This is a genomic window from Aeribacillus pallidus (assembly GCF_050478865.1).
GTDB lineage: Bacteria > Bacillota > Bacilli > Bacillales > JACDOC01 > JACDOC01.
In genome coordinates this window covers 1-20,411 of the sequence record NZ_JBCNBW010000052.1, presented here as the reverse complement: position 1 = coordinate 20,411, position 20,411 = coordinate 1, and the positions used below count along the sequence as shown (strand labels likewise).

General features: G+C 38.8%; 20 protein-coding genes. 15 read left to right on the top strand and 5 right to left on the bottom strand.

Going from position 1 to position 20,411, the window contains the following annotated elements; genetic code table 11:
- The 5 genes from rbsK to rbsB are packed head-to-tail and all read left to right on the top strand — an operon-like array spanning position 1 to position 4,706.
- The gene (rbsK, locus tag ABES52_RS11620; protein ID WP_429651321.1) at positions 1 to 894 is read left to right on the top strand and encodes a ribokinase; all 894 of its coding nucleotides are present in this window, start codon (positions 1 to 3) and stop codon (positions 892 to 894) included.
- Positions 891 to 1,286 carry a D-ribose pyranase gene (gene rbsD, locus ABES52_RS11615; protein ID WP_429651320.1) on the top strand — a complete coding sequence of 132 codons (396 nt, stop codon included), beginning with the start codon at positions 891 to 893 and terminating at the stop codon, positions 1,284 to 1,286. The genes rbsK and rbsD overlap by 4 nt, the downstream gene beginning before the upstream one ends.
- Before the next feature lie 18 nt (positions 1,287 to 1,304).
- Complete coding sequence (locus ABES52_RS11610; RefSeq protein ID WP_429651319.1) at positions 1,305 to 2,807, top strand: sugar ABC transporter ATP-binding protein; 1,503 nt, start codon at positions 1,305 to 1,307, stop codon at positions 2,805 to 2,807.
- On the top strand, positions 2,804 to 3,742 hold the full coding sequence (locus tag ABES52_RS11605; RefSeq protein WP_429651318.1) for an ABC transporter permease: 939 nt from the start codon (positions 2,804 to 2,806) through the stop codon (positions 3,740 to 3,742). The genes ABES52_RS11610 and ABES52_RS11605 overlap by 4 nt, the downstream gene beginning before the upstream one ends.
- A gap of 34 nt (positions 3,743 to 3,776) precedes the next feature.
- Positions 3,777 to 4,706, top strand: coding sequence for a ribose ABC transporter substrate-binding protein RbsB (gene rbsB, locus ABES52_RS11600; protein WP_429651317.1), 930 nt, complete (start codon positions 3,777 to 3,779; stop codon positions 4,704 to 4,706).
- Positions 4,707 to 4,831: 125 nt separating this feature from the next.
- On the opposite strand, the gene ABES52_RS11595 is transcribed toward rbsB, so the two are convergent.
- Positions 4,832 to 6,094 carry an ATP-binding protein gene (locus ABES52_RS11595; RefSeq protein WP_429651316.1) on the bottom strand — a complete coding sequence of 421 codons (1,263 nt, stop codon included), beginning with the start codon at positions 6,092 to 6,094 and terminating at the stop codon, positions 4,832 to 4,834.
- A 340-nt stretch (positions 6,095 to 6,434) separates the two neighbouring features.
- Between ABES52_RS11595 and pxpB the strand changes: the two genes are divergently transcribed.
- The 3 genes from pxpB to ABES52_RS11580 are packed head-to-tail and all read left to right on the top strand — an operon-like array spanning position 6,435 to position 8,858.
- The gene (gene pxpB / locus ABES52_RS11590; RefSeq protein ID WP_429651315.1) at positions 6,435 to 7,130 is read left to right on the top strand and encodes a 5-oxoprolinase subunit PxpB; all 696 of its coding nucleotides are present in this window, start codon (positions 6,435 to 6,437) and stop codon (positions 7,128 to 7,130) included.
- A complete protein-coding gene (locus tag ABES52_RS11585) occupies positions 7,127 to 8,083 on the top strand; it encodes a 5-oxoprolinase subunit C family protein (RefSeq protein WP_429651314.1) in 957 nt (318 codons plus the stop codon). The genes pxpB and ABES52_RS11585 overlap by 4 nt, the downstream gene beginning before the upstream one ends.
- 13 nt (positions 8,084 to 8,096) lie before the next feature.
- Positions 8,097 to 8,858: a LamB/YcsF family protein gene (locus tag ABES52_RS11580; protein WP_429651313.1), complete on the top strand. Its 762-nt coding sequence runs from the start codon at positions 8,097 to 8,099 to the stop codon at positions 8,856 to 8,858.
- Positions 8,859 to 8,967: 109 nt separating this feature from the next.
- Here the strand turns inward: ABES52_RS11580 and ABES52_RS11575 are convergent, their stop codons facing one another.
- Entirely contained in the window at positions 8,968 to 9,099 is a 132-nt protein-coding gene (locus ABES52_RS11575; protein ID WP_429651312.1) for a hypothetical protein, read from the bottom strand.
- Between the two features lie 194 nt (positions 9,100 to 9,293).
- On the opposite strand from ABES52_RS11575, the gene ABES52_RS11570 reads away from it, so the two are divergent.
- Both ABES52_RS11570 and ABES52_RS11565 read left to right on the top strand, forming a co-directional pair.
- A complete protein-coding gene (locus ABES52_RS11570; RefSeq protein ID WP_429651311.1) occupies positions 9,294 to 9,440 on the top strand; it encodes a YwzD family small protein in 147 nt (48 codons plus the stop codon).
- A 107-nt stretch (positions 9,441 to 9,547) separates the two neighbouring features.
- Positions 9,548 to 10,612 (top strand): C40 family peptidase, encoded by a 1,065-nt coding sequence (locus ABES52_RS11565; RefSeq protein ID WP_429651310.1) that lies wholly within the window; start codon positions 9,548 to 9,550, stop codon positions 10,610 to 10,612.
- A gap of 163 nt (positions 10,613 to 10,775) precedes the next feature.
- On the opposite strand, the gene ABES52_RS11560 is transcribed toward ABES52_RS11565, so the two are convergent.
- Positions 10,776 to 11,816: an S-layer homology domain-containing protein gene (locus ABES52_RS11560; RefSeq protein ID WP_429651309.1), complete on the bottom strand. Its 1,041-nt coding sequence runs from the start codon at positions 11,814 to 11,816 to the stop codon at positions 10,776 to 10,778.
- Positions 11,817 to 12,103: 287 nt separating this feature from the next.
- Here ABES52_RS11560 and ABES52_RS11555 point away from each other — a divergent pair, with 287 nt between their 5' ends.
- Positions 12,104 to 12,265: a YwzD family small protein gene (locus tag ABES52_RS11555; RefSeq protein ID WP_429651308.1), complete on the top strand. Its 162-nt coding sequence runs from the start codon at positions 12,104 to 12,106 to the stop codon at positions 12,263 to 12,265.
- Positions 12,266 to 12,394: 129 nt separating this feature from the next.
- The gene (locus ABES52_RS11550) at positions 12,395 to 13,708 is read left to right on the top strand and encodes a UDP-glucose dehydrogenase family protein (RefSeq protein WP_429651307.1); all 1,314 of its coding nucleotides are present in this window, start codon (positions 12,395 to 12,397) and stop codon (positions 13,706 to 13,708) included.
- A gap of 63 nt (positions 13,709 to 13,771) precedes the next feature.
- Here the strand turns inward: ABES52_RS11550 and ABES52_RS11545 are convergent, their stop codons facing one another.
- Together ABES52_RS11545 and ABES52_RS11540 are read right to left on the bottom strand one after the other, a co-directional pair.
- Positions 13,772 to 14,953: an efflux RND transporter periplasmic adaptor subunit gene (locus ABES52_RS11545; protein ID WP_429651306.1), complete on the bottom strand. Its 1,182-nt coding sequence runs from the start codon at positions 14,951 to 14,953 to the stop codon at positions 13,772 to 13,774.
- A 2-nt stretch (positions 14,954 to 14,955) separates the two neighbouring features.
- Positions 14,956 to 15,627, bottom strand: a complete 672-nt coding sequence (locus ABES52_RS11540; protein WP_429651305.1) for a hypothetical protein — start codon at positions 15,625 to 15,627, stop codon at positions 14,956 to 14,958.
- Positions 15,628 to 15,824: 197 nt separating this feature from the next.
- Here ABES52_RS11540 and ABES52_RS11535 point away from each other — a divergent pair, with 197 nt between their 5' ends.
- From ABES52_RS11535 to ABES52_RS11525, 3 genes are all read left to right on the top strand, one after another.
- Complete coding sequence (locus ABES52_RS11535; protein WP_429651304.1) at positions 15,825 to 17,237, top strand: N-acetylmuramoyl-L-alanine amidase; 1,413 nt, start codon at positions 15,825 to 15,827, stop codon at positions 17,235 to 17,237.
- A 45-nt stretch (positions 17,238 to 17,282) separates the two neighbouring features.
- A complete protein-coding gene (locus ABES52_RS11530) occupies positions 17,283 to 19,199 on the top strand; it encodes a S8 family peptidase (protein ID WP_429651303.1) in 1,917 nt (638 codons plus the stop codon).
- 120 nt (positions 19,200 to 19,319) lie between these two features.
- Positions 19,320 to 20,309, top strand: coding sequence for a C40 family peptidase (locus ABES52_RS11525; RefSeq protein WP_429651302.1), 990 nt, complete (start codon positions 19,320 to 19,322; stop codon positions 20,307 to 20,309).
- Positions 20,310 to 20,411: the final 102 nt, after the last annotated feature.

Sequence of the window (20,411 nt, the reverse complement as noted above, 5' to 3'; positions counted from 1 at the left end):
ATGAAACAGCCAACCGTTGTCGTGATTGGAAGTATAAATATGGATTTAGTGACGGAGTCTCCTCGAGTACCTGAAAAAGGTGAAACGATTCTTGGTGAAAAGTTTCACCTCATTCCTGGTGGTAAAGGGGCGAACCAAGCGGTAGCGGCTGCTCGATTAGGAGCACAAGTAAAGATCATTGGCGCCGTTGGAACCGACTCATTCGGTACGGAGCTTTTAGCTCATTTGAAAAATGAAGGCATTGACGTGTCTAATGTGAAACCGGTTACATCTGTATCTACTGGTGTTGCATCGATTACGCTTAGCGAAGGGGATAATCGCATTATTGTCGTACCAGGAGCGAACCATTTAATTACTCCTAACGATATTGAACAATGTGAAAGTGTATTTGCTAATGCGGATGTGTGTGTGTTGCAATTAGAAATTCCTCTTGAAACGGTAGAAAAAGCTGTAGAAATAGCCAAAAAACACGGTATAAAAGTGATTTTAAATCCTGCACCAGCACAGACGTTACCTCTATTTTTACTAGAAAAGGTCGATTATCTCACACCAAATGAACATGAACGACCGTTAATTTTCGGAGATACGCAGGAAGAAGCTTTTATAGAAAAACTCATTGTCACAGAAGGTAAAGCAGGTGTTTCATATTACAAACAAGGGAAAAAAGTTCAAGTTTCCGGTTATTCTGTTGATGTTGTTGATACGACTGGGGCTGGGGATACGTTTAATGGTGCTTTTGCTGTGGCCATCAGCCGTGGAATGAGCTTAGCTGAAGCCTGTGCATTTGCCAATGCTGCGGCAGCTCTATCCGTCACCCAATTAGGGGCACAAACGGGGATGCCAACTCAGGAACAATTAGAACAATTTTTACAGGAACAGGAGGCTAAACAATGAAAAAACAAGGGCTGTTAAATAAAGAACTAAATACGGTCATTGCTTCGCTTGGACACACGGATACGATTGTCATTGCTGATTGTGGGCTTCCGATTCCAAGCGATGTACCACGAATCGATTTGTCACTTGTGAAAGGGGAGCCTCCGTTTTTGCGAGTTGTTGATGCCATTCTTGATGAAATGGTCGTGGAGTCTATTACGCTCGCTGAAGAAATCAAAGAGCAGAACAAGACGATCCATACAAAACTAAAGGACCGTTTTGCTGAAACACCAATTACGTATGTCCCACATGACGAATTTAAACAAATGATGGATTCGGCAAAAGCTGTGATTCGTACAGGAGAAGCAACTCCATATGCAAACGTAATTCTTCATGCAGGGGTGAATTTTTAATTAAAGGAGGGGAGATGAATGACGACACCGTTTATTGAAATGAAAGGCATTAAAAAGTCGTTTCATCAACATGTCGTTTTAGATGGTGTGGATTTTGAAGTGCGACTTGGAGAAGTTCACGCCTTAATGGGAGAAAACGGCGCTGGCAAGTCTACGTTAATGAAAATTTTAACTGGAATCTATGAACGTGATGAGGGAACAGTTCTAGTGAACGGAAAAGAGGTACATTATCGTTCACCTAAAGAAGCGGAACAAGACGGAATTTCAGTTATCCACCAAGAACTCAATATCATTCCCACGTTATCCGTTGCCGAAAACATCTTTTTAGGAAGAGAAAAAACGATTGGTAAAACGGGAGTCATTCGTTCAAAAGAGATGGAAGAAGCGGCGAGAACGTATTTAGACCAATTAGGCATTTCCATCTCCCCTCGTGAAATAGCTGGAAATTTATCGGTCGGAAAACAACAAATTGTTGAAATTGCAAAAGCTTTATCAACCAATGCCCGCTGTCTCATTATGGATGAACCGACCGCCGCGTTAACCGAGCGGGAAATTCAGACGTTGTTTGAGGTTATTCGTTCGTTAAAAGAAAATGGAGTATCCATTGTCTATATTTCGCACCGGATGGAAGAAATTTTTACAATCTGCGACCGAATTTCCATTTTACGCGATGGTCAATTTATTGGAACGAAAGCCATTCAGGAAACGAATTTTGATGAGGTTGTACATATGATGGTTGGGCGACAACTTGGTGAACGATTCCCAAAACGAAATGTCAAAATAGGTAAAGAACGGCTACGTGTGGAAGGGTTATCTTCACCTGGTGTGTGTGAAAACGTTTCGTTTTCCGTTCGGGCAGGAGAAGTGTTAGGTGTCGCTGGATTGATGGGAGCTGGGCGTACGGAGATTATGGAAACGATATTTGGAGTTAGAAAAAAGAAATCTGGTTCCGTGTACATAGACGGAAAGTTAGTATCGGTTTCTTCGCCATGGCAAGCAATTGAACATGGAATGGCGTTTATTACAGAAGACCGAAAGCAAAAAGGGTTAGTACTGCAAATGAGCGTTCGTGAAAATTTAACGTTACCAACGACAAACAAAGTATCACAAGGTGGAATTATTCAATCGAAAAAAGAAAACGAGTTTACTCAGTCACTCATCGAACAATTAAAAATTAAAACGTCTTCACCGGAACTTGAAGTGAAAGCATTAAGTGGAGGAAACCAACAGAAAGTGGTGTTCGGTAAATGGCTCGGTATGAATCCATCGATATTAATTTTAGACGAGCCAACACGAGGGGTAGATGTCGGTGCGAAAAAAGAAATCTATGAAATTATGAATCAATTAGCTGCTGAAGGTGTGGCTATTATTATGATTTCATCCGAATTACCTGAAGTATTAGGAATGAGCGACCGGATTATGGTGGTTCACGAAGGAAAGGTCACAGCCATTTTAGAAAATGATGAAAAGCTAAATCAAGAAACGATTATGGCCGCAGCGACAGGAGGGGAGAGCGTATGAGTTGGATGAATAAAGTAGACATAAAAAAATTAGGTCCATTAATTGGCTTCTTTTTACTATGTATCGTGCTATCTGTGTTAAGTGACAACTTTTTAACGATGAACAACTGGTTAAATATTTTACGACAAGTATCCATTAACGCATTAATCGCATTCGGGATGACGTTTGTTATTTTAACAGGAGGTATCGACTTATCGGTCGGTTCGGTCTTAGCTTTGGCGAGTGCGTTGACTGCCGGAATGATGGCCAGCGGAACGGATCCTGTTTTAGCTATGCTACTAGGTGTATTGGCAGGTCTAGTAATGGGGGCATTAAACGGCATCATTATTACGAAAGGACGAGTGGCTCCATTTATCGCTACTTTAGCAACGATGACAATTTTCCGTGGGGCAACGCTCGTTTACACAGATGGGCGTCCGATTACAGGCTTTACAGATTCCGTTGCCTTCCAAATGATTGGCCGAGGATATTTTCTTGGTATACCAGTTCCAGTTTTGTTAATGCTGGTGATTTTCGGGTTGTTAATGTTTGTCCTACGAAAAACGACATTTGGTCGGCATACGTATGCGATTGGAGGGAATGAAGAAGCGAGTCGATTATCCGGATTGCGTGTCGACCGCATTAAGATTTGGGTGTATTCCTTAACAGGTGGTCTCTCCGCTTTAGCTGGTATTATTTTAACTTCACGATTAAATTCGGCTCAACCAACTGCAGGTACAGCGTATGAACTTGATGCTATTGCGGCAGTCGTACTTGGTGGAACAAGTTTATCAGGTGGTCGCGGTTGGATATTTGGAACATTTGTTGGTGCGCTAATTATTGGTGTGTTAAACAATGGCTTGAATTTATTAAATGTATCTTCATTTTATCAACAAGTAATTAAAGGTGCGGTCATTCTTCTTGCGGTGATTTTAGATCGCCGGAAAGAAGTTTGATAGATAAAAAATCTTTTAAAGGAGAGGGAAAAGGATGAAAAAGACATTTAGTTGGTTGTTTTTCTTGATGACTGCTTTGGTTTTATTAATTGGTTGCTCTTTAGAAAGCGGTTCTAATTCATCGGGTGATAAAGAAACATCTGATGATGGGGCTGTAAAAGTGGGCTTATCAATTTCGACACTAAATAACCCATTCTTTGTGACGTTAAAAGAAGGCGCTGAAAAAGCAGCAGAAAAAGAAGGAATTACGTTAATTGTTGTCGATGCCCAAAACGATTCTGCAAAGCAAATTAGCGATATTGAAGATTTAATTCAGCAAAACGTTGATGTCATTTTAGTAAACCCAACGGATTCAAGTGCGGTGACAGCAGCTATTGAATCGGCCAACCAAGCTGGCATTCCAGTTGTAACGGTAGACCGTAGTGCAGACGGTGGAGAAGTGGTATCCCATATTGCATCAGATAACGTTGCTGGTGGAAAAATGGCTGGAGAGTATTTACTTGAACTTCTTCCTGAAGGCGGTAAAATCGTTGAACTTGAAGGAATTCCTGGTTCCTCTGCTGCTCGCGAACGCGGAGAAGGGTTTCATGAAGTCATTGACGCTGTAGACAATATTGAAGTTGTAGCAAAACAAACCGCAGACTTTGACCGTGCAAAAGGACTAGCGGTAATGGAAAATATCTTACAAGGTCAATCTGACATTCAAGCCGTATTTGCTCATAACGACGAAATGGCTCTTGGTGCATTAGAAGCACTTGAAGCACAAGGATTAACAGATGTCATTGTCATTGGCTTCGACGCTACAGATGATGCTGTCCAAGCGGTTAAAGATGGGCGTATGGCAGCAACTGTTGCCCAAAAACCAGCTCTCATCGGTGAAAAAGCAGTTCAAACTGCTATCAAAATCGTAAACGGTGAAGAAACTGAAGAATTCATCCCAGTTGAACTTGACTTAGTAAAATAATGGTGAAACATACTAGAGCACTTCACATTTGTGGGGTGCTTTTTTTATAAGAAGCCAAATTTCAACCTTAAAGATAAAAAGGAACGCTGCCCCAAAACAACGTTCCTAACTACTTCACCTTTTATCTACTTTTTATATACCGGCAACACAATCTCTACTCGCGTCCACTGATTTTTTTGACTGTAGTAATGGACTGTGCCGCCCATGTCTTGGATGAGTTTACGTATGATTAATGTACCTAAGCCGGTTCCTTTTGATTTAGTTGTGTAATACGGTAGACCAATTTTCTTTACTTCTTCTTTGGTTAGTCCGATGCCGTTGTCTTCTATTATGATGGCTACTTTTTGGATTGGTAAGCTCATCGATTTAACGGTAATTTTACCATCGGTGGTTCCTTTATTTTCAATGGCTTCTACAGCGTTTTTCAAAATATTTAATAGCGCTTGCTTTAGAAATTTTTTCTCCACATGAACAAGATGTTCGTTGGGTAAATCGAGGTCAATCGTGATATTTTTCATTTGAGCCGTTGGTTTGATGAGTTCGACCATGGCTTTTAACGTCGTTTCGACGACGAATGTCTCACGCCCATTTTTCCCTGGTTTGGATAATGATAAGTAATCTGAAATAATTTCATTTGTTCGATTTAATTCTTCTAATATTAAATCAGAATACTGTGGTAACAGATGATGTTGATTATTAGTAATTAAAAATTGAATAAATCCACGAACCGTTGTTAATGGATTACGAATTTCGTGAGCAAAGGCGGCTGCCATATGACTGACCGTTTTTAAATGTTCTACATATAAGGTATCTTCTATTTGTTGATTGATTTCCATTAACTTTTCCATTGTAAAAATTAACCCAAACATCGTAGGAAAAAAGAGTGAAAAGTATATGATATAGAAAGATGATGTTAAAAAGGGAACAAACAACTCTAAAGTAATTAATGAGAAAACAGTAAAACAAATAAAAATGACAAAAGATATAGGTGCCTTTTGACGAGCTTCTAGAAAAGGCTTTCGAAACCCGATTCCTAATAAATAAGCAATAATATTAATCACAACCCCAGGAACGACGAACTCTCCACCAATGATGATCCGCATGATTGTTACGATGAAAAAGCAAAATAAACCGACCCATTTTCCTCGGTATAGCGTTAAAACTAATAGAATCACCATACGGAAATCAAAGTTCGTGTCCCCAAGCACTTCGATCGGGTAAAACATACATAACACCGCAGCTAAGGTTCCAACCAGTGCATAGATCACTTGTTCGTTAAACGGATATTGCTTTCTTTTTTTCAAAGGAAAGAAAAGATTCGTGCTAACGAGAAAGGCAATGATAATCGTGTAGTTAACAATTAAAGGTTTAATGATATGAATAAACATCCTGTGATTCCCCTAAACACCGTCTTGCTGTCCAATAAAAATATGTCCTAATTCATCATAACATAAGAAAAGATACCTGTGTTAGTTAGAAAATATGATCAAAAGGTAGGGAGGAAAACGGATCATTTTTGGCGAATTTGTCGGTGTATTTTTGTTGTGAGTAAAAAGTTAATGGTTGTATCGGCAAATATAGGTCAAACTTGGTAGGAATCTTCCCCTATCGGTAAATAGAATCCGAATTCTGGCAAGTAAACTACAGTTTTTCGACAAAATCAAACTTTCGTTTTTATACATATTGAAGCAAGGATATTTTTTTCTCCATCAAACGGAGGTGGCCACCATGATTTTTCCACTAGGCGATGGGGCTGTCATTGTTGAGTTAGGCGACCAGATGAATGAAAAAGTAAGCGAGCAAGCGATTAAGCTAGCACAAAAGCTCGAACAACAGCCGTTTCCAGGGTTTATTGAAGCAGTGCCTGCGTATACGACGGTAACGGTGTTTTACCGACCAGAGGTTTTCGACCGAGCGTTCGCTCAAGTCTCAAACTATATTCAAAAAGCCATGAAACAACTATCCGAGCAACATCCTATTCAAGGCCGGACGATTAAAATTCCTGTTTGTTACGGAGGAACGTTCGGACCAGATTTAGATGAGGTCGCGCATTACCACGGCCTCCCACCGGAAGAGGTCATTGAACGGCACACAAATCATACATATACGGTTGCGTTTCTCGGGTTTTCTCCTGGGTTTCCGTTTTTACTTGGGCTAGATCCAGCTATCGCTACACCTCGTAAATCCACTCCGAGAACACGGGTTCCTGCTGGCTCTGTCGGTATTGCGGGGCAACAAACCGGCATTTATCCTGTTGAGTCTCCTGGTGGTTGGCAAATCATTGGGCGAACGCCTCTGTCTTTATTTTTTCCGGAAAAAGAACAACCGACGCTCATTCGACCTGGCGACCGGATTATTTTTCAACCGATTTCAGAAAAAGAATTCCATGTAATTGTCAACGGATTTAAGGAGGACGACGAATGACGGTGACCATCACGAAAGCAGGGGTGTTGACGACAATCCAAGATAGCGGGAGATTTGGTTATCAAAAGCTCGGTGTCCCATGTGGCGGAGCAATGGACGATTATGCGATGCGCCTCGCGAACATTGCGGTTGGAAACGATGAAGAAGAAGCGGTTATTGAAATGACGATGATTGGGGCAAATTATAAATTCCAAGAACCGGCTGTCATTTGTCTCACCGGCGCGGACATGAATGCGACGTTACATGGAAAAAAACTCGAACTCGGTCGTCCCTATTATATCAAAGCCGGAAGCGAACTCCGCTTACAGGCAGCCCAAAACGGTTTTCGTACATACTTAGCGATTCAAGGGGGAATCCAAATCCCACCCGTACTCCAAAGTAAAAGCACGTATGTCAAAGCACAACTCGGCGGCCTAAACGGTCATCCGCTAAAACCAGGAGACGTATTACCGATCAAACCACCAACGCAGCTTCCACCGACCGATTGGAAGCTCAGTCCGCAATTATTTTTATATATAAACGACACCACGATTCGAGTGATCCCAGGGAAACAATATGAGTGGTTCACCAAAGAAATGATGCAAACGTTCACCCAACATCCCTATACGATTACTCCCCAGTCCGACCGCATGGGCTATCGGTTACAAGGAGAAACCCTCTCCATTCAAAAAACCAACTCGCTCATTACAGAAGGGACAGCATTCGGGACAATCCAAATCCCACCGGATGGACAACCAATTATTTTAATGGCCGACCGGCAACCAACTGGGGGCTATCCGAAAATCGGTAATGTGATCACCGTTGATTTGCCAAAGCTTGCTCAAAAACGGCCGGGAAAACAGGTTCGTTTTTCATTTGTTTCGATCGAAGAAGCCCAAGCGCTTCGGAAAAAACGGTACCACCATTTACAATCGTTGAAAAAAGTCGTTCAACAAGCCTATGAAACAACGTAAAGGAGGAAGAATCATGACTACGATTGATCTTAATTGTGACATGGGCGAAGGGTTTGGACGCTATTCGTTTGGGGTAGATGAACAGATGATGCCCTACATCTCGTCAGCCAATATTGCCTGCGGTTTTCATGCTGGCGATTTTTCAACAATGAACCAAACCGTCCAACTCGCTCTCAAACACAATGTCGCCATTGGGGCCCATCCTGGATTTCCGGATCGCCAAGGCTTCGGTCGACGAGAGATGATGATGTTGCCAACCGAAATCTATGAGCTGGTTCTTTACCAAATCGGCGCTCTCCAAGCCTTTGTGCAAGCCAACGGCGGAAAGCTTCATCACGTTAAGCCACACGGCGCACTGTATAACATGGCTGCCCAAAACTCAGAGATAGCGGAAGCGATTGCTAAAGCAGTATATCAAATCAGCCCGAACCTCATCCTTTACGGATTAGCAAACAGCGAATTAACGAAAGCCGGAGAGCGACTCGGCCTACCAGTCGCTCACGAAGTGTTCGCCGACCGTACGTACCAACCAAATGGAACGCTCACACCACGAACGGAACCGAACGCACTTATCACCAACGAACAACTTGTAATCGATCAAGTCTTACACATCGTTCGACACGGCTTCGTTCGTGCCGTCGATGGGACCCTCGTTCCCATCCATGCGGACACGGTTTGTATTCATGGGGATGGGGAGAAGGCGGTTCTTTTTGCCGATAAACTCAATAAAGCGCTGGTAAAGAATGGGGTCACCGTACGAGCGTTAAACACGTAAAATAAAAGCAGAAAAAAATCAGGGATTCTCCTTTCCCTGACTTTTCATTAGAAATACCGACTAAAACTGACAGAATACGACGAACACTATAATAAAAAAATGAGGCCATTTAGAGAAATTGTAAAATATAAGGAATACCTGCGCTTATTAAAACAATTAATGAAAAAATAGAAACATAGACGATCTTTTTTTTCATTTCCCGTTTACGGTGCATTTCTTCGGGGGTTAAAAACCGAGTCACATTCATTCCTCCTTGAAAACTAATAAGACACTTTTAATATCGCCAAAAAAGTATTATTTTTATAAGGTAATTGAATCATTTTTCAGTGAATTTTTCGTCAACTTTTTGTTAGATAGTAGGACAAAAGTTTTGTAAAATTTACTTTTTTAGTAAAATCCAGTATATTCCATCATACAGACATGAGGTGTACGATCATGCAAAGTAATATGAGTGAAAAAGAAATTGATTTATTAGAACATGTTTTAAAACAAGCATTTTTAAGAGGAAATCACCGGGATATGACCCCCGAAAAAATGATTGAATGGTTGAAAAGCGAATTGAAGCCGATGCTTGTTAAATAGCTTCAGATAGTAATATCTTCCTCAAGGACCTCCAGTTCCCAGTTAGTATTGCGTAAATTTTCTGTATAATGGTACATGTAACGTCGACGACAGAAAGGATGGACATCTTGAGGAAGACAATTATAGCATTAACGACTTTTGCTATTGTTTCTACTAGTTTTGTAGGAAAAGCCTATGGTCAGACATATACCGTTCGGCCAGGTGATACGTTATATAAAATTGCCAAAAACTATGGAACGACCGTTCAAGCGATAAAAGATGAGAATGGACTAACTAGTAATGTCATTTATGCGAATCAAAATTTGAATATTCCGTCAAGTACAAGAAAGACGTATACCGTGGTTTCAGGTGATTCGTTATATAAAATTGCGAACAAGTTTGGCGTCACCATCCAACAATTAAAAACTTGGAATCGATTAAACTCTGATCGAATTTATGTTGGCCAAACGTTAGTGGTCGCAAACAACAGTCTAACCAATACGTATCACGTGAAACCAGGGGATACATTAAGCGGTATCGGGAAGCGTTTTGGTGTTACGGTAGGACAATTGAAAGCATGGAACAATTTATCATCAGACGTTATTTATGTAGGCCAAACGTTAAAAGTAAGTGCTCCATCAACGAACAAATATGTCGTTCAGCCAGGGGATACACTTAGCCATATTGCGAAAAAATACAATGTGACTGTTCAACAGTTAAAAGCGTGGAACGGGTTAACTTCCGATCTAATTAAAGTAGGTCAAACGTTAACGGTGTCAAAGCCAAGTACCACTAGCCAAAGTGGATCTGTTCCAACACCAACCAAAAGCTTCTCTTCTCGTTTAGTAGAAGAAGCGAAAAAGCACGTTGGAACTCCTTATGCATGGGGCGGAACTTCTCCATCAGGTTTTGATTGCAGCGGATTTATTTATTATGTATTTAACCAAGCTGGAAAAAGCATTCAACGGTCAACGACAGAAGGATATTTTGCCCAATCTTATAAAATTAATCAACCGAACGTGGGAGACCTAGTCTTTTTTGCCAACACGTACAAAGAAGGCATTTCCCACATGGGAATTTATATTGGAAACAATCAATTTATTCATGCAAGTAGCTCAAATGGAGTTGCGATTACTAAACTTGATAACCCGTATTGGTCCAAATATTTTGTAGGCTATTATCGCTTTAAATAAAAATAGAGAAGTGAAGGCCATCGTGCCTCGCTTCTCTATTTTTTATTTAAGCGCGCCCAGCAAAGCTGTTTTGCTCGTCAATTAGCAATTGCCTTAATACAAGAAGAGATTATGATCCGACCAAAATAAAAAAGTTGTCGCCCGAAAAGGCAACAACTTTATTTTATTCATTAATTAATTCAATAATACCATTTTCTAAACCTATCGTTTCAATTTGTTCTAATAAAATATCATCTTCATTTTTTACATTAGCAAAGTGTGTATTTAAACCGTCTTTTAATTGGCTAATTGCTTCTTCTTCCGAAACTAGTAAATTAAAGTCGCTCCATTCTGATGTCCAGTATATTACGATAAAGTCTAATAATTCATCTTTTTCATCGTCTGTGAACGTATTCCAGTCTGAACCATAGAAGTAAGAAAGTTCGAAGTATTGAAGTCTAAATCCCATTTCAATAATAAAGTCGAAGAGTGAAACTTCTTCAGTCGTGTGATCCATATAAGTAACTTCAACAGTAAAATCATCAATAAGTTCTACTTGTTGAATGTTATCTACTGTGTTAACGGCAATAAGTGTTAATGCGTTTGAAAAATATTTATCAGATTCGTTGACAAAAAAGTAAATCCATTTTGCGGCTGCCGCACGTGTACCATTTTCTAATGGCATAAATTCATTGTCTAAGTTTCCTTCAGCAAAGCCCATATGCTCGGCAAATGAAACGTATGGATAAGCCGTTGTTGAAATTTCGCCCTCATCTGCAAATTCAGATGGTAAGTATAAGAAATGAGCGAACTCTTCAAATCCCATGGCGCGCACGAACATAATAATCATTTCTTGGCGAGTAATAGGGAGATCAGATCCAAATTGACCTGGCTTTTTACCGTTTGTAATTTCTGCATCAACAAGTGCTCCAACGTAAGGTTTTGCCCAGTTAGGTACATCCGTAAAAGAAGAAGCACTTTCTTCATTTAACGGAAGATCCAATGCTAGTGCTAACATTTTAGCAAATTCAGAGCGTTTAATCGGATTGTTCGGACGATATGTACCATCAGGAAATCCGGAAATGACTCCTTGTTGTCCAAGGGTTTCAATATAATTTTTTGCAAATGTATTTTGGATATCACTAAACGTTGTCGCATTTGCTGGTTGACCGAATGCAGCAAATAGCAGCAAACACGAAAAAAGGAAAGAAATTACTTTTTTCATAGAATTGACCCCCAATTATATATATTTCCAAATCAGAATATATCAGTTAATTAAGATAATGTATACAGGTAATAATTAGAATAAAGTAGGATAAAAGTCCTTATCTTAGGGACCTACCATTTTTTTGAAATTAAGGCGGTCAATTTGAAGAATTAAGAATAAGATAACGATCATTGCAATTTATTAAGCGTGTTGATTGTTAAATATTAACATTGAGTCGTTTGATGTCTGACGTTATTATTAGAAATAATATGACAAATATCCGTCTAATTGAGGTGCTAAGGGTAATGGGATGGAAGATTGAACAGGAATCAAAAGCTTTCGAAGATATTTTAAAAGAAGCTTATTCTGCTTCTCATGAACAAGACATGACCATTGATAAACTGATGGAATGGTTAAAAAATGAGTTACAAAGTTTAGTAGATGAACCTAGTTCATCCATTCGATAAAAAACTTGTTCCGTTTGGGACAAGTTTTTTATTTGTAAAAGCTGTATTAATTTTTGGTAATTCCTGTTCTTTCTAGTTAGGAGTCAGGGGTAAAATAATATTAGTTGCCTGTTTGAGGGAGGGGAAAGGATGAAGAAGATAACCGTTGTTGGTGCGGGATATGTTGGACTTTCAACAGGAGTGTTTTTGGCAGACCTTGGACACCAAGTAAAGGTCGTTGATATAGATCAAAATAAAATTCAGCAATTAAAACAAGGAATTGTCGATATTTATGAAAAAGGAATGCAAGAGTCCATTGAGAAACATCTGAAGGAAGAACGGATGTCTTTTACGACAGACGAGAAAGAAGCCTATCGAAAGGCTGAATTTCTTTTTATAGGGGTTGGCACACCTCCCACTCCAGAAGGAGCCGCTGATTTGTCTTATATTCAACAAGTTTCCTATGCAATTGGTCAATACTGTCAAACGAACGATTTTATTGTCGTGACAAAAAGTACGGTACCTGTGGGAACCAACCGAAAAATGATCCAATGGATTCAAGAAGCCATGAGTGAACCAAAGGATTTTTCTGTTGTTTCTAATCCAGAATTTTTACGGGAAGGACAGGCATTATACGATATGTTCCATACCGATCGGGTTGTCATCGGCTCAGAAAGTCCAGAAGCAGCCAAACGGGTTAAGGAATTGTATGAATCTCTACAAACCGAGTTTGTTATTACGAATTTAGAAACGGCTGAAATGATCAAATATGCGTCTAACGCATTTTTAGCTACAAAAATTAGTTTTATTAACGAGATGGCCAACATCTGTCAAATGGTAGGCGCAGATGTGGAAGAGGTAGCATATGGTATGGGGCTCGATCATCGGATTGGTCTTCATTTTTTAAAAGCAGGTATTGGCTATGGTGGATCCTGTTTGCCAAAAGATATTCAGGCACTGATCCATCAAGCAAATATCCAAGGTTATCAACCTAAATTACTCGAAGCGGTAGAAGAAATTAATCAATATCAACGTAATCAAATGATTACAATGGCTAAAAAACGATTTGGTTCATTACAAGGAAAACAAGTGACCATACTTGGCTTATCTTTTAAACCAAACACGGACGATTTACGTCAAGCCCCAAGTATTACTATGATTAATAGACTTTTACAAGAGGGAGCGGTTATCCGCGTTTTTGACCCGAAAGCGATGAATCGGGCAAAAGCGGTATGGAAAGAACGGATTAATTACGCTAACTCTATTGAAGATGCTCTAAAAGATTCGGAAATGGTGTTTATATTAACCGATTGGGATCAGTTTAAGCAATTATCTCCTAATACCTTCATTCAAGCTATGAAATATCCTGTTATTTTTGATGGTCGAAACTGTTACTCATTAAAAGAAATAGAGACCTTTCCTTTAGAATATTATTCCATTGGGAGAAAAGACATAATTAATTAGTCCAAGCACTTCCATTCATTTAAAAAATGGAATGAATAAAGAGAGTCGTTTCACCGACTCTCTTTATTCATGTTCAAGTAGGCCTAGTAATATATAATTCCAATGATCTTTTGCTTGTTTCCAGTTCAATGCTTTCCATTTTACATGAGAAAGTGGGACCGTAAACGGATGATTTGGGAACACCTTTTTAGGTGGTGCTGCTACAATACTGCTTTGTTGTACACCTTCTATTGTCTCCACTAGGTCACCTTGCACAAGTCCCGTTTGAATGGTTTGTTTTGTCAACGTACCATTTGATAATAGTTGGTAAACATATGTTGAATTGTTTTTCTCTAACACATATGCCTTCGGAAGTACTAACGCATCAGGGACTTCTCGGTTTATGATGTGTAATGTCATATGAACACCATATGGAAGCGAAATTTCTTCTTCCGGTTGGACTTTGATGGTATATTGACTTGACTGGTTGGAAGAAGGCGTATCGATTGGGTATTCTGACACCGAAAGAATGGTGCCTTCCCATCGAGTAGAGGAGTGGGTGATTTCCACTTTCATCCCTTCTTCGATATCTAAAACTTGATCTTCCGTAACAACGCCCTCTATTAACCGATTATCAGATGCAATCGTGATAATAGGGTTTTCCAAGTTGTATTGGATGTCTACAATTTTTCCTTCTATCGGACTTGAAAAAGTAACGATGTTGTTCTGTGCCTCGAGTTGACGCAATTCTTCTTCTTTTATGGCTAGTTCGTTTTCGACAAGTGAAATTTGGTGTTCAACTTGTATAATTTCTTTTTGTAGATTTAACCATTCATCGTTGGGCGATTCTTCTTCTTCAGTGTCCAAGACTTCAAGACCTTTTAGTTTCAGTAATTGTTCTTCTAGGCTTTCTTTTTTAGATGTTAATTGATTGATTGCTTCTTCTACTTGATCGATTTTTGAATGGTAGTCGATGACCGTATAATCAAATAGTGGCGTCCCCACTTGAATTTGATCCTCTTTTTTTACTAAAAATTCATGAAAAGATCCCCATTGATCGTTAAAATAAATTTGATGAAATTTTTCCGGAACGACAACTCCATCAGTTGGCATCGTGGTTTTTATGTTTTTTGTTTCAACGGTTGTCCAGGATGAAATGTAATTGATTCGTTCTATTTGTTCCTCTTTCCATAAAAGAAGCATTGTGTTAATAACAATCGTTAAACCAATAAGTATGGTGACAATCTTTAACTTCAATGCCATCATGATCACAATCCTTTAACAAGTTGATAAAAATCAATATAGGATAGTAACGAGTGAATCAAGATGATAATTATATGAAATACCGTTATGAATAAAATCTTTTTACTGTTATTAATAGATGTGAGCTCTTTTAATGCTTTGAATTGTATGTAGAAAATCCAAACTTGGAACCAAGTAATCGAACCAAAGAAATAGATGAAAAATTCGTTGTTTGTCAGTATTTGTGCTAAAATTCCAAGTGATAAAGGAGAAGAATACCAAGGTAATCCAGGTAACACATATAACAAAGCTTGGATAATTGATTGCAACAAATAAATAGGAAATACGATCATATGAACGGCTATTAGCTTTTTAAACTCTATATCGGTTAGCGACCAATAATAGATTGCCGGTAGAACAATAAATAGCAAAGGATATAATCCACCGTTAAGTATTTGTCCCACAAAAAAATATGTTTTTCTTTCTATAAATTCATCCATAGACAGGGTTACTAACTCCCTAGATATAGGATGCTGTTCAATTCCAAGCATACCTTTTACAAAGAAAACAGAGAGTGATAAAAGCAACAAAATGAAGGTGTTTCTTTTTAATGAGCCTATAACTTCTGATTGGGCTAATTGATATAAATGAGTTCGTGGATGTATAAGAGCCTTCCAAACATTTAGTTGGTATTTCATATAGTCCTCCTATCATTTAGTAGATCCTGCCAATAACATACCATTATAGAAATCTCTTATCAATGAATTTAACGTCGAATGTTGAAAATTACTTCCTTTATCATCTACAAATCTCTACAAAAATAGATAGTTCGCACGATATTTTTCATCATTCCTTTATGATAAAATTGTAAAAAAATGACGAGAGGAGATTTTTGGTGAAAAGGGTCGTAGTTGTACTTGCGGCATGTTTTTTAGCTTTAAGTGTCCATATCCCATTAACTTATGGATTAACGTTTAAAGATGTAGGTGATTCTCACCGTGCAAAAAAAGAAATCTACTATTTAGCTGAAGGTAAAATTATAAACGGGGATTCGAAAGGGTATTTTCAACCAGATCGAGCGGTAACACGAGCAGAGGCCACTGCCATGATTGGTCGCGTTCTTTCATTAGATGGCACACAAAAAGAAACTGAATTTAAAGATGTAGGAATAAATAATTTTGCCTCTGGTTACATACAAGCGGCTGCCAATTTAAATATTGTGACCGGATACAGCGATGGTTCATTTAAGCCAGAGCAACCTGTCTCGAGGGGAGAAATGGCTTTATTATTAAGTCGTGCATTTCAATGGAATGCCGAAACCATTCGAGCTGCTACAAAGCTATTAATCGATAAAGGGATTGCCCAAGGATTTGCTGATGGTAGTTTTGGAGAGTTGCAATCTATTAAGCGATCTGATTTTGCTGTATTTTTAGCACGTGCGGTAAACGAGCAATTGCGCTTACCAGGGGAAGAAGTATCATTCGATACAACATTCTATGTTCATGCTACAGGTCTAAACTTACGTACTGGACCTTCGACCAATTTTCCTGTTATACTCACGATTCCAATGTCAAAACCGGTTCAAGTGGGTTACTATATCGGTCAATGGGCGTATATTAAAGTAGATAATACTCGAGGGTTTGTACATACTGATTTCTTAAAAGATACTTCTATTTCAACAGACGAACTTTATCAACGAACGATCATTATCGACCCAGGTCATGGGGGGTCAGATCCAGGTGCGATTGGGTTTGGACTATATGAAAAAGATGTCGTATTAGATGTGGCTTTAAGAATGAAAGATTATTTTAAACAAACTCCTTTTCAAGTTAAATATACTCGCGAAACGGATAAAAGAGTAGCTCTTAGTGATCGAGTGGCTTTTGCAAAAGAACAAAATGGAGATATTTTTGTTAGTATTCACGCCAATGCCTTTAATGGATCGGCTAATGGAACGGAGACCTATTATTATAGTGCTGCAGCAACGAATCCTCATGTAGAAGCAAGTAAAGCATTAGCTACATATATTCAAAAGCGAATGGTGGATGCTTGGCAACTAGCTGATCGTGGAGTGAAAAAAGGAAACTTCCATGTACTACGTGAAAACACGATGCCTGCAGCGTTAGTAGAATTGGGGTTTATTGACAATAAAAAAGATAATGAAAAGTTGAAGTCCCCAGAAATGCGTCAAATTGCAGCTAAAGCAATCTATTTAGGGATTTTAGATTATTATTATCATTATGAAAAACTAGATGTCCAAAATTTATATGATATATTAAAAGAAAAGCCGTCTCCTAAATTACATTAAAGCAAGGAGTCTCTAGATTCCTTGCTTTTTTTGGAAGGTGTTATGATGAACAAGTTAATACTTATCATTTCTAGTTTCATTGTTTCTCTTATTTTTTTTCCTATCTACGGAAAAGCTCAGTCATCCGAATCGTATATTATTTTATTTAGTAAGGAAGTAGACCATTCCCTTTTACAAAAAGCTGAAGTAGAAGTTAATCATACATTTTCTTTGATTCCAGCAGTAACGGTTACGGCTACCGAACAGCAACTGCAAGTATTAAAAACAGGAGATGACATCGTTTCCATTACAAAGGATAAACCTGCTGAATTAACCCAAGTAAAATTAGTAGGGTATAACGAGATGAAAATTAATACGGCTAGGGAAACAGGTGTTACAGGAAAAGGAGTAAAAGTCGCCGTTATTGATACTGGTGTTGATACCGACCACCCTGATCTACGAATTGCAGGTGGTGTGTGTGTATTAGAAAGCTTTGATTGTACAAACGGATTTGAAGATGATAATGGGCACGGTACACATGTGGCAGGAATCATAAGTGCTCAAGATAACAATATTGGTATCCTTGGAGTGGCACCAGGTGTAGAACTATACGCAGTTAAAGCTCTCGATGCATCCGGCTATGGTTCTACTGTTAGTATAATGAAAGGGATTGAATGGTCTATCGAAAATGGGATAGATATAATCAATTTAAGTGTATCAGCAAAATCTAATGACCCCGCTCTACACGCGATCATTGATAAAGCTTATTCACAAGGAGTGTTAATTGTTGCAGCAGCGGGGAATGAAGGAAAAGGAGTCGACGTCGATAGTAACAATGTGCTCTATCCAGCTAAATACGATAGTGTGATTGCCGTAGGAGCGATTGATCATACGTTAAAAAAAATCCCACAATCGGCTACAGGTCCTGAAATGGAAATGGTAGCATTCGGTGGCGGAATATATAGCACATATCCTTCCGAGTTGGATCCTGATGGAACTCCTGACGGGTATACATATATGTCCGGCACGTCAATGGCTACTCCGTATATTACCGGATTACTTGCGTTATATAAAGAAACTTATCCTTATTTAAGCCATGTAGAGTTGCGCACAATCATTCAGCAAACGGCCCAAGATCTTGGAGAACCTGGTAGAGATTCGTTTTTTGGGTATGGATTAGGGACTTATGAGCGTCCAGAAAATATAGAAGGACAAAAAGTTTATCCGGAAGTGAGCAGTGATGGAAAGATTACGTTCCGGTTTATCAAAGAAGCTAACGATGATACGTTCAAAATAGAGCGAGACGGACAAATAATTTATCAAGGAGCGTTCATGTTAAACTACATAGATTATGCCGTCAAAGGAACTTATAACTATACATTTACCTTCACAGATCGAGATGGAGGAGTACGTGTCGAACAAGTAACCGTTCAAGTTTCTTCTCCTGCCTTTAAGGATATAAAGCCAGAAGATTGGTATAGCCCGAATCTAGTTTATTTATACCAACGAAATATTTTAACTGGTTATCCAGGTAACTACATAAAACCTAGAAGTTATATTACACGAGGGGAAGCCGTAGCCCTTTTAGGAAGAGCACTGGGCTTGAATGGAGAGAAGCGACCAACTGTTTTCAAAGATGTTGGAGGGAATTACTTCGCTTCAGGATATATTCAATCTGCCTTTGATCATGGAATTATTAGTGGTTTCCCAGATGGTACGTTTCGTCCTGACTCTCCAGTTACACGAGCTGAAATGGCTATATTATTAGCAAATGCGTATTTACTAGAAGATATTCATTCGGATATAGCTTTCTCAGATGTAACAGAAAATGTGACAGGATATGAGCAGATTTTAAAAGTTGCGACAGCAGGATATACGAGAGGGTATCCGGATGGTACGTTTCATCCTCATGAATCAATGACTCGATACGCCTTTTCCGTATTTTTATCTCGAGCCGAAAATCATTTCTTTTTAAAACGATAGGAGTGGGATTCCCGCTCCTTTTTTAATGTTTCTGTAATAGAAACGTAACGTAAACTCGTCGATAAATTTGATAGAATTTAAGTAGATTTTGTCGGGAAATGGTACTACGAGGTGATCAAGATGAAAGTTTTATGGAAAAGTGTCGTATTTTGTTTCTTGTTCGTATGCATCCCGTTCACAAATGTTTCCCAAGCAGCGGAAAAAAACGAAGAACTAGTTGAGTTTGCAAAGAAGTATATAGGTGTTCCTTATTTGTTTGGTGGAAGTACTCCATTAGGTTTTGATTGTTCGGGCTTTTTATACTTTGTTTATAAACAGTTTGATATCGAGCTACCACGCACGTCAGCTGACCAATATAAGGTAGGCATTCCTGTTAAGAAAGAAGAATTAATTCCAGGAGATTTAGTGTTTTTTGAGAATACATACAAGTCAGGTATTTCTCATTCAGGAATATACATAGGAGATAATAAGTTTATTAGCGCAACTTCTAGTAAGGGGATTGCTATTGCTTCTCTTGATAACTCGTACTGGGGTCCAAAATTTGTGACGGGTAAAAGAATTCCTGAACTTCAAACATTTATCGATGTATCTAGTGATCATCCTGCGTTTAAGGCAATTATTTCGTTAGCAAAAGAAGAAATTATTTTAGGCTTTAATAACAATGAGTTCCGCCCGGATAGTCCAGTGACTAGAGGACAAGCTGCCGCGATTATCAATCGAATTTTTAAGTTCTCAACAACTACGACGACAAGCTTTAAAGACGTATCCCCTTCCTCTACTTTTGCAAAAGACATCGCTGCCATAAAATATGCTGGAATTATTAATGGGTTTCCAGATGGTACGTTCCGACCAAATGAACAAATGACTAGAGCACAGATGGCAGCAATTGTCTCACGTGCATTTAAAATTAAATTAAATGAAGATGCGATTGCCGTTAGCTCTTCTTATAAAGATGTTGCCTCTTCTTATTGGGCGTACAAAGATATTATGCTGTTGAAATTAATTGACCAAACGACTGTTTATCAAACAGAATTATTCCGTGCAACCGATCGAGCTACACGTGCAGATTATGCAGCGGCTATTTATAACGCGAAAAATTATAAAAAATAAAAGTTTGGTGGATTTTATAACTACGAACAAATACGTTCGTAGTTTTTTATTTTATTCACTAAGTGTACTTTTTCTAAAAAACTGGCTCTATACTAAATGTGG

What these genes read in the sequence shown, in the direction of transcription:
- ABES52_RS11540 (WP_429651305.1), bottom strand. Translation starts at nt 15,627, where the DNA reads ATGAAATACCAACTAAATGTTTGGAAGGCTCTTATACATCCACGAACT.
- ABES52_RS11550 (WP_429651307.1), top strand. Translation starts at nt 12,395, where the DNA reads ATGAAGAAGATAACCGTTGTTGGTGCGGGATATGTTGGACTTTCAACA.
- pxpB (WP_429651315.1), top strand. Translation starts at nt 6,435, where the DNA reads ATGATTTTTCCACTAGGCGATGGGGCTGTCATTGTTGAGTTAGGCGAC.
- rbsK (WP_429651321.1), top strand. Translation starts at nt 1, where the DNA reads ATGAAACAGCCAACCGTTGTCGTGATTGGAAGTATAAATATGGATTTA.
- ABES52_RS11555 (WP_429651308.1), top strand. Translation starts at nt 12,104, where the DNA reads ATGGGATGGAAGATTGAACAGGAATCAAAAGCTTTCGAAGATATTTTA.
- ABES52_RS11560 (WP_429651309.1), bottom strand. Translation starts at nt 11,816, where the DNA reads ATGAAAAAAGTAATTTCTTTCCTTTTTTCGTGTTTGCTGCTATTTGCT.
- ABES52_RS11610 (WP_429651319.1), top strand. Translation starts at nt 1,305, where the DNA reads ATGACGACACCGTTTATTGAAATGAAAGGCATTAAAAAGTCGTTTCAT.
- ABES52_RS11525 (WP_429651302.1), top strand. Translation starts at nt 19,320, where the DNA reads ATGAAAGTTTTATGGAAAAGTGTCGTATTTTGTTTCTTGTTCGTATGC.
- ABES52_RS11595 (WP_429651316.1), bottom strand. Translation starts at nt 6,094, where the DNA reads ATGTTTATTCATATCATTAAACCTTTAATTGTTAACTACACGATTATC.
- rbsB (WP_429651317.1), top strand. Translation starts at nt 3,777, where the DNA reads ATGAAAAAGACATTTAGTTGGTTGTTTTTCTTGATGACTGCTTTGGTT.
- ABES52_RS11570 (WP_429651311.1), top strand. Translation starts at nt 9,294, where the DNA reads ATGCAAAGTAATATGAGTGAAAAAGAAATTGATTTATTAGAACATGTT.
- rbsD (WP_429651320.1), top strand. Translation starts at nt 891, where the DNA reads ATGAAAAAACAAGGGCTGTTAAATAAAGAACTAAATACGGTCATTGCT.
- ABES52_RS11545 (WP_429651306.1), bottom strand. Translation starts at nt 14,953, where the DNA reads ATGATGGCATTGAAGTTAAAGATTGTCACCATACTTATTGGTTTAACG.
- ABES52_RS11585 (WP_429651314.1), top strand. Translation starts at nt 7,127, where the DNA reads ATGACGGTGACCATCACGAAAGCAGGGGTGTTGACGACAATCCAAGAT.
- ABES52_RS11580 (WP_429651313.1), top strand. Translation starts at nt 8,097, where the DNA reads ATGACTACGATTGATCTTAATTGTGACATGGGCGAAGGGTTTGGACGC.
- ABES52_RS11530 (WP_429651303.1), top strand. Translation starts at nt 17,283, where the DNA reads ATGAACAAGTTAATACTTATCATTTCTAGTTTCATTGTTTCTCTTATT.
- ABES52_RS11605 (WP_429651318.1), top strand. Translation starts at nt 2,804, where the DNA reads ATGAGTTGGATGAATAAAGTAGACATAAAAAAATTAGGTCCATTAATT.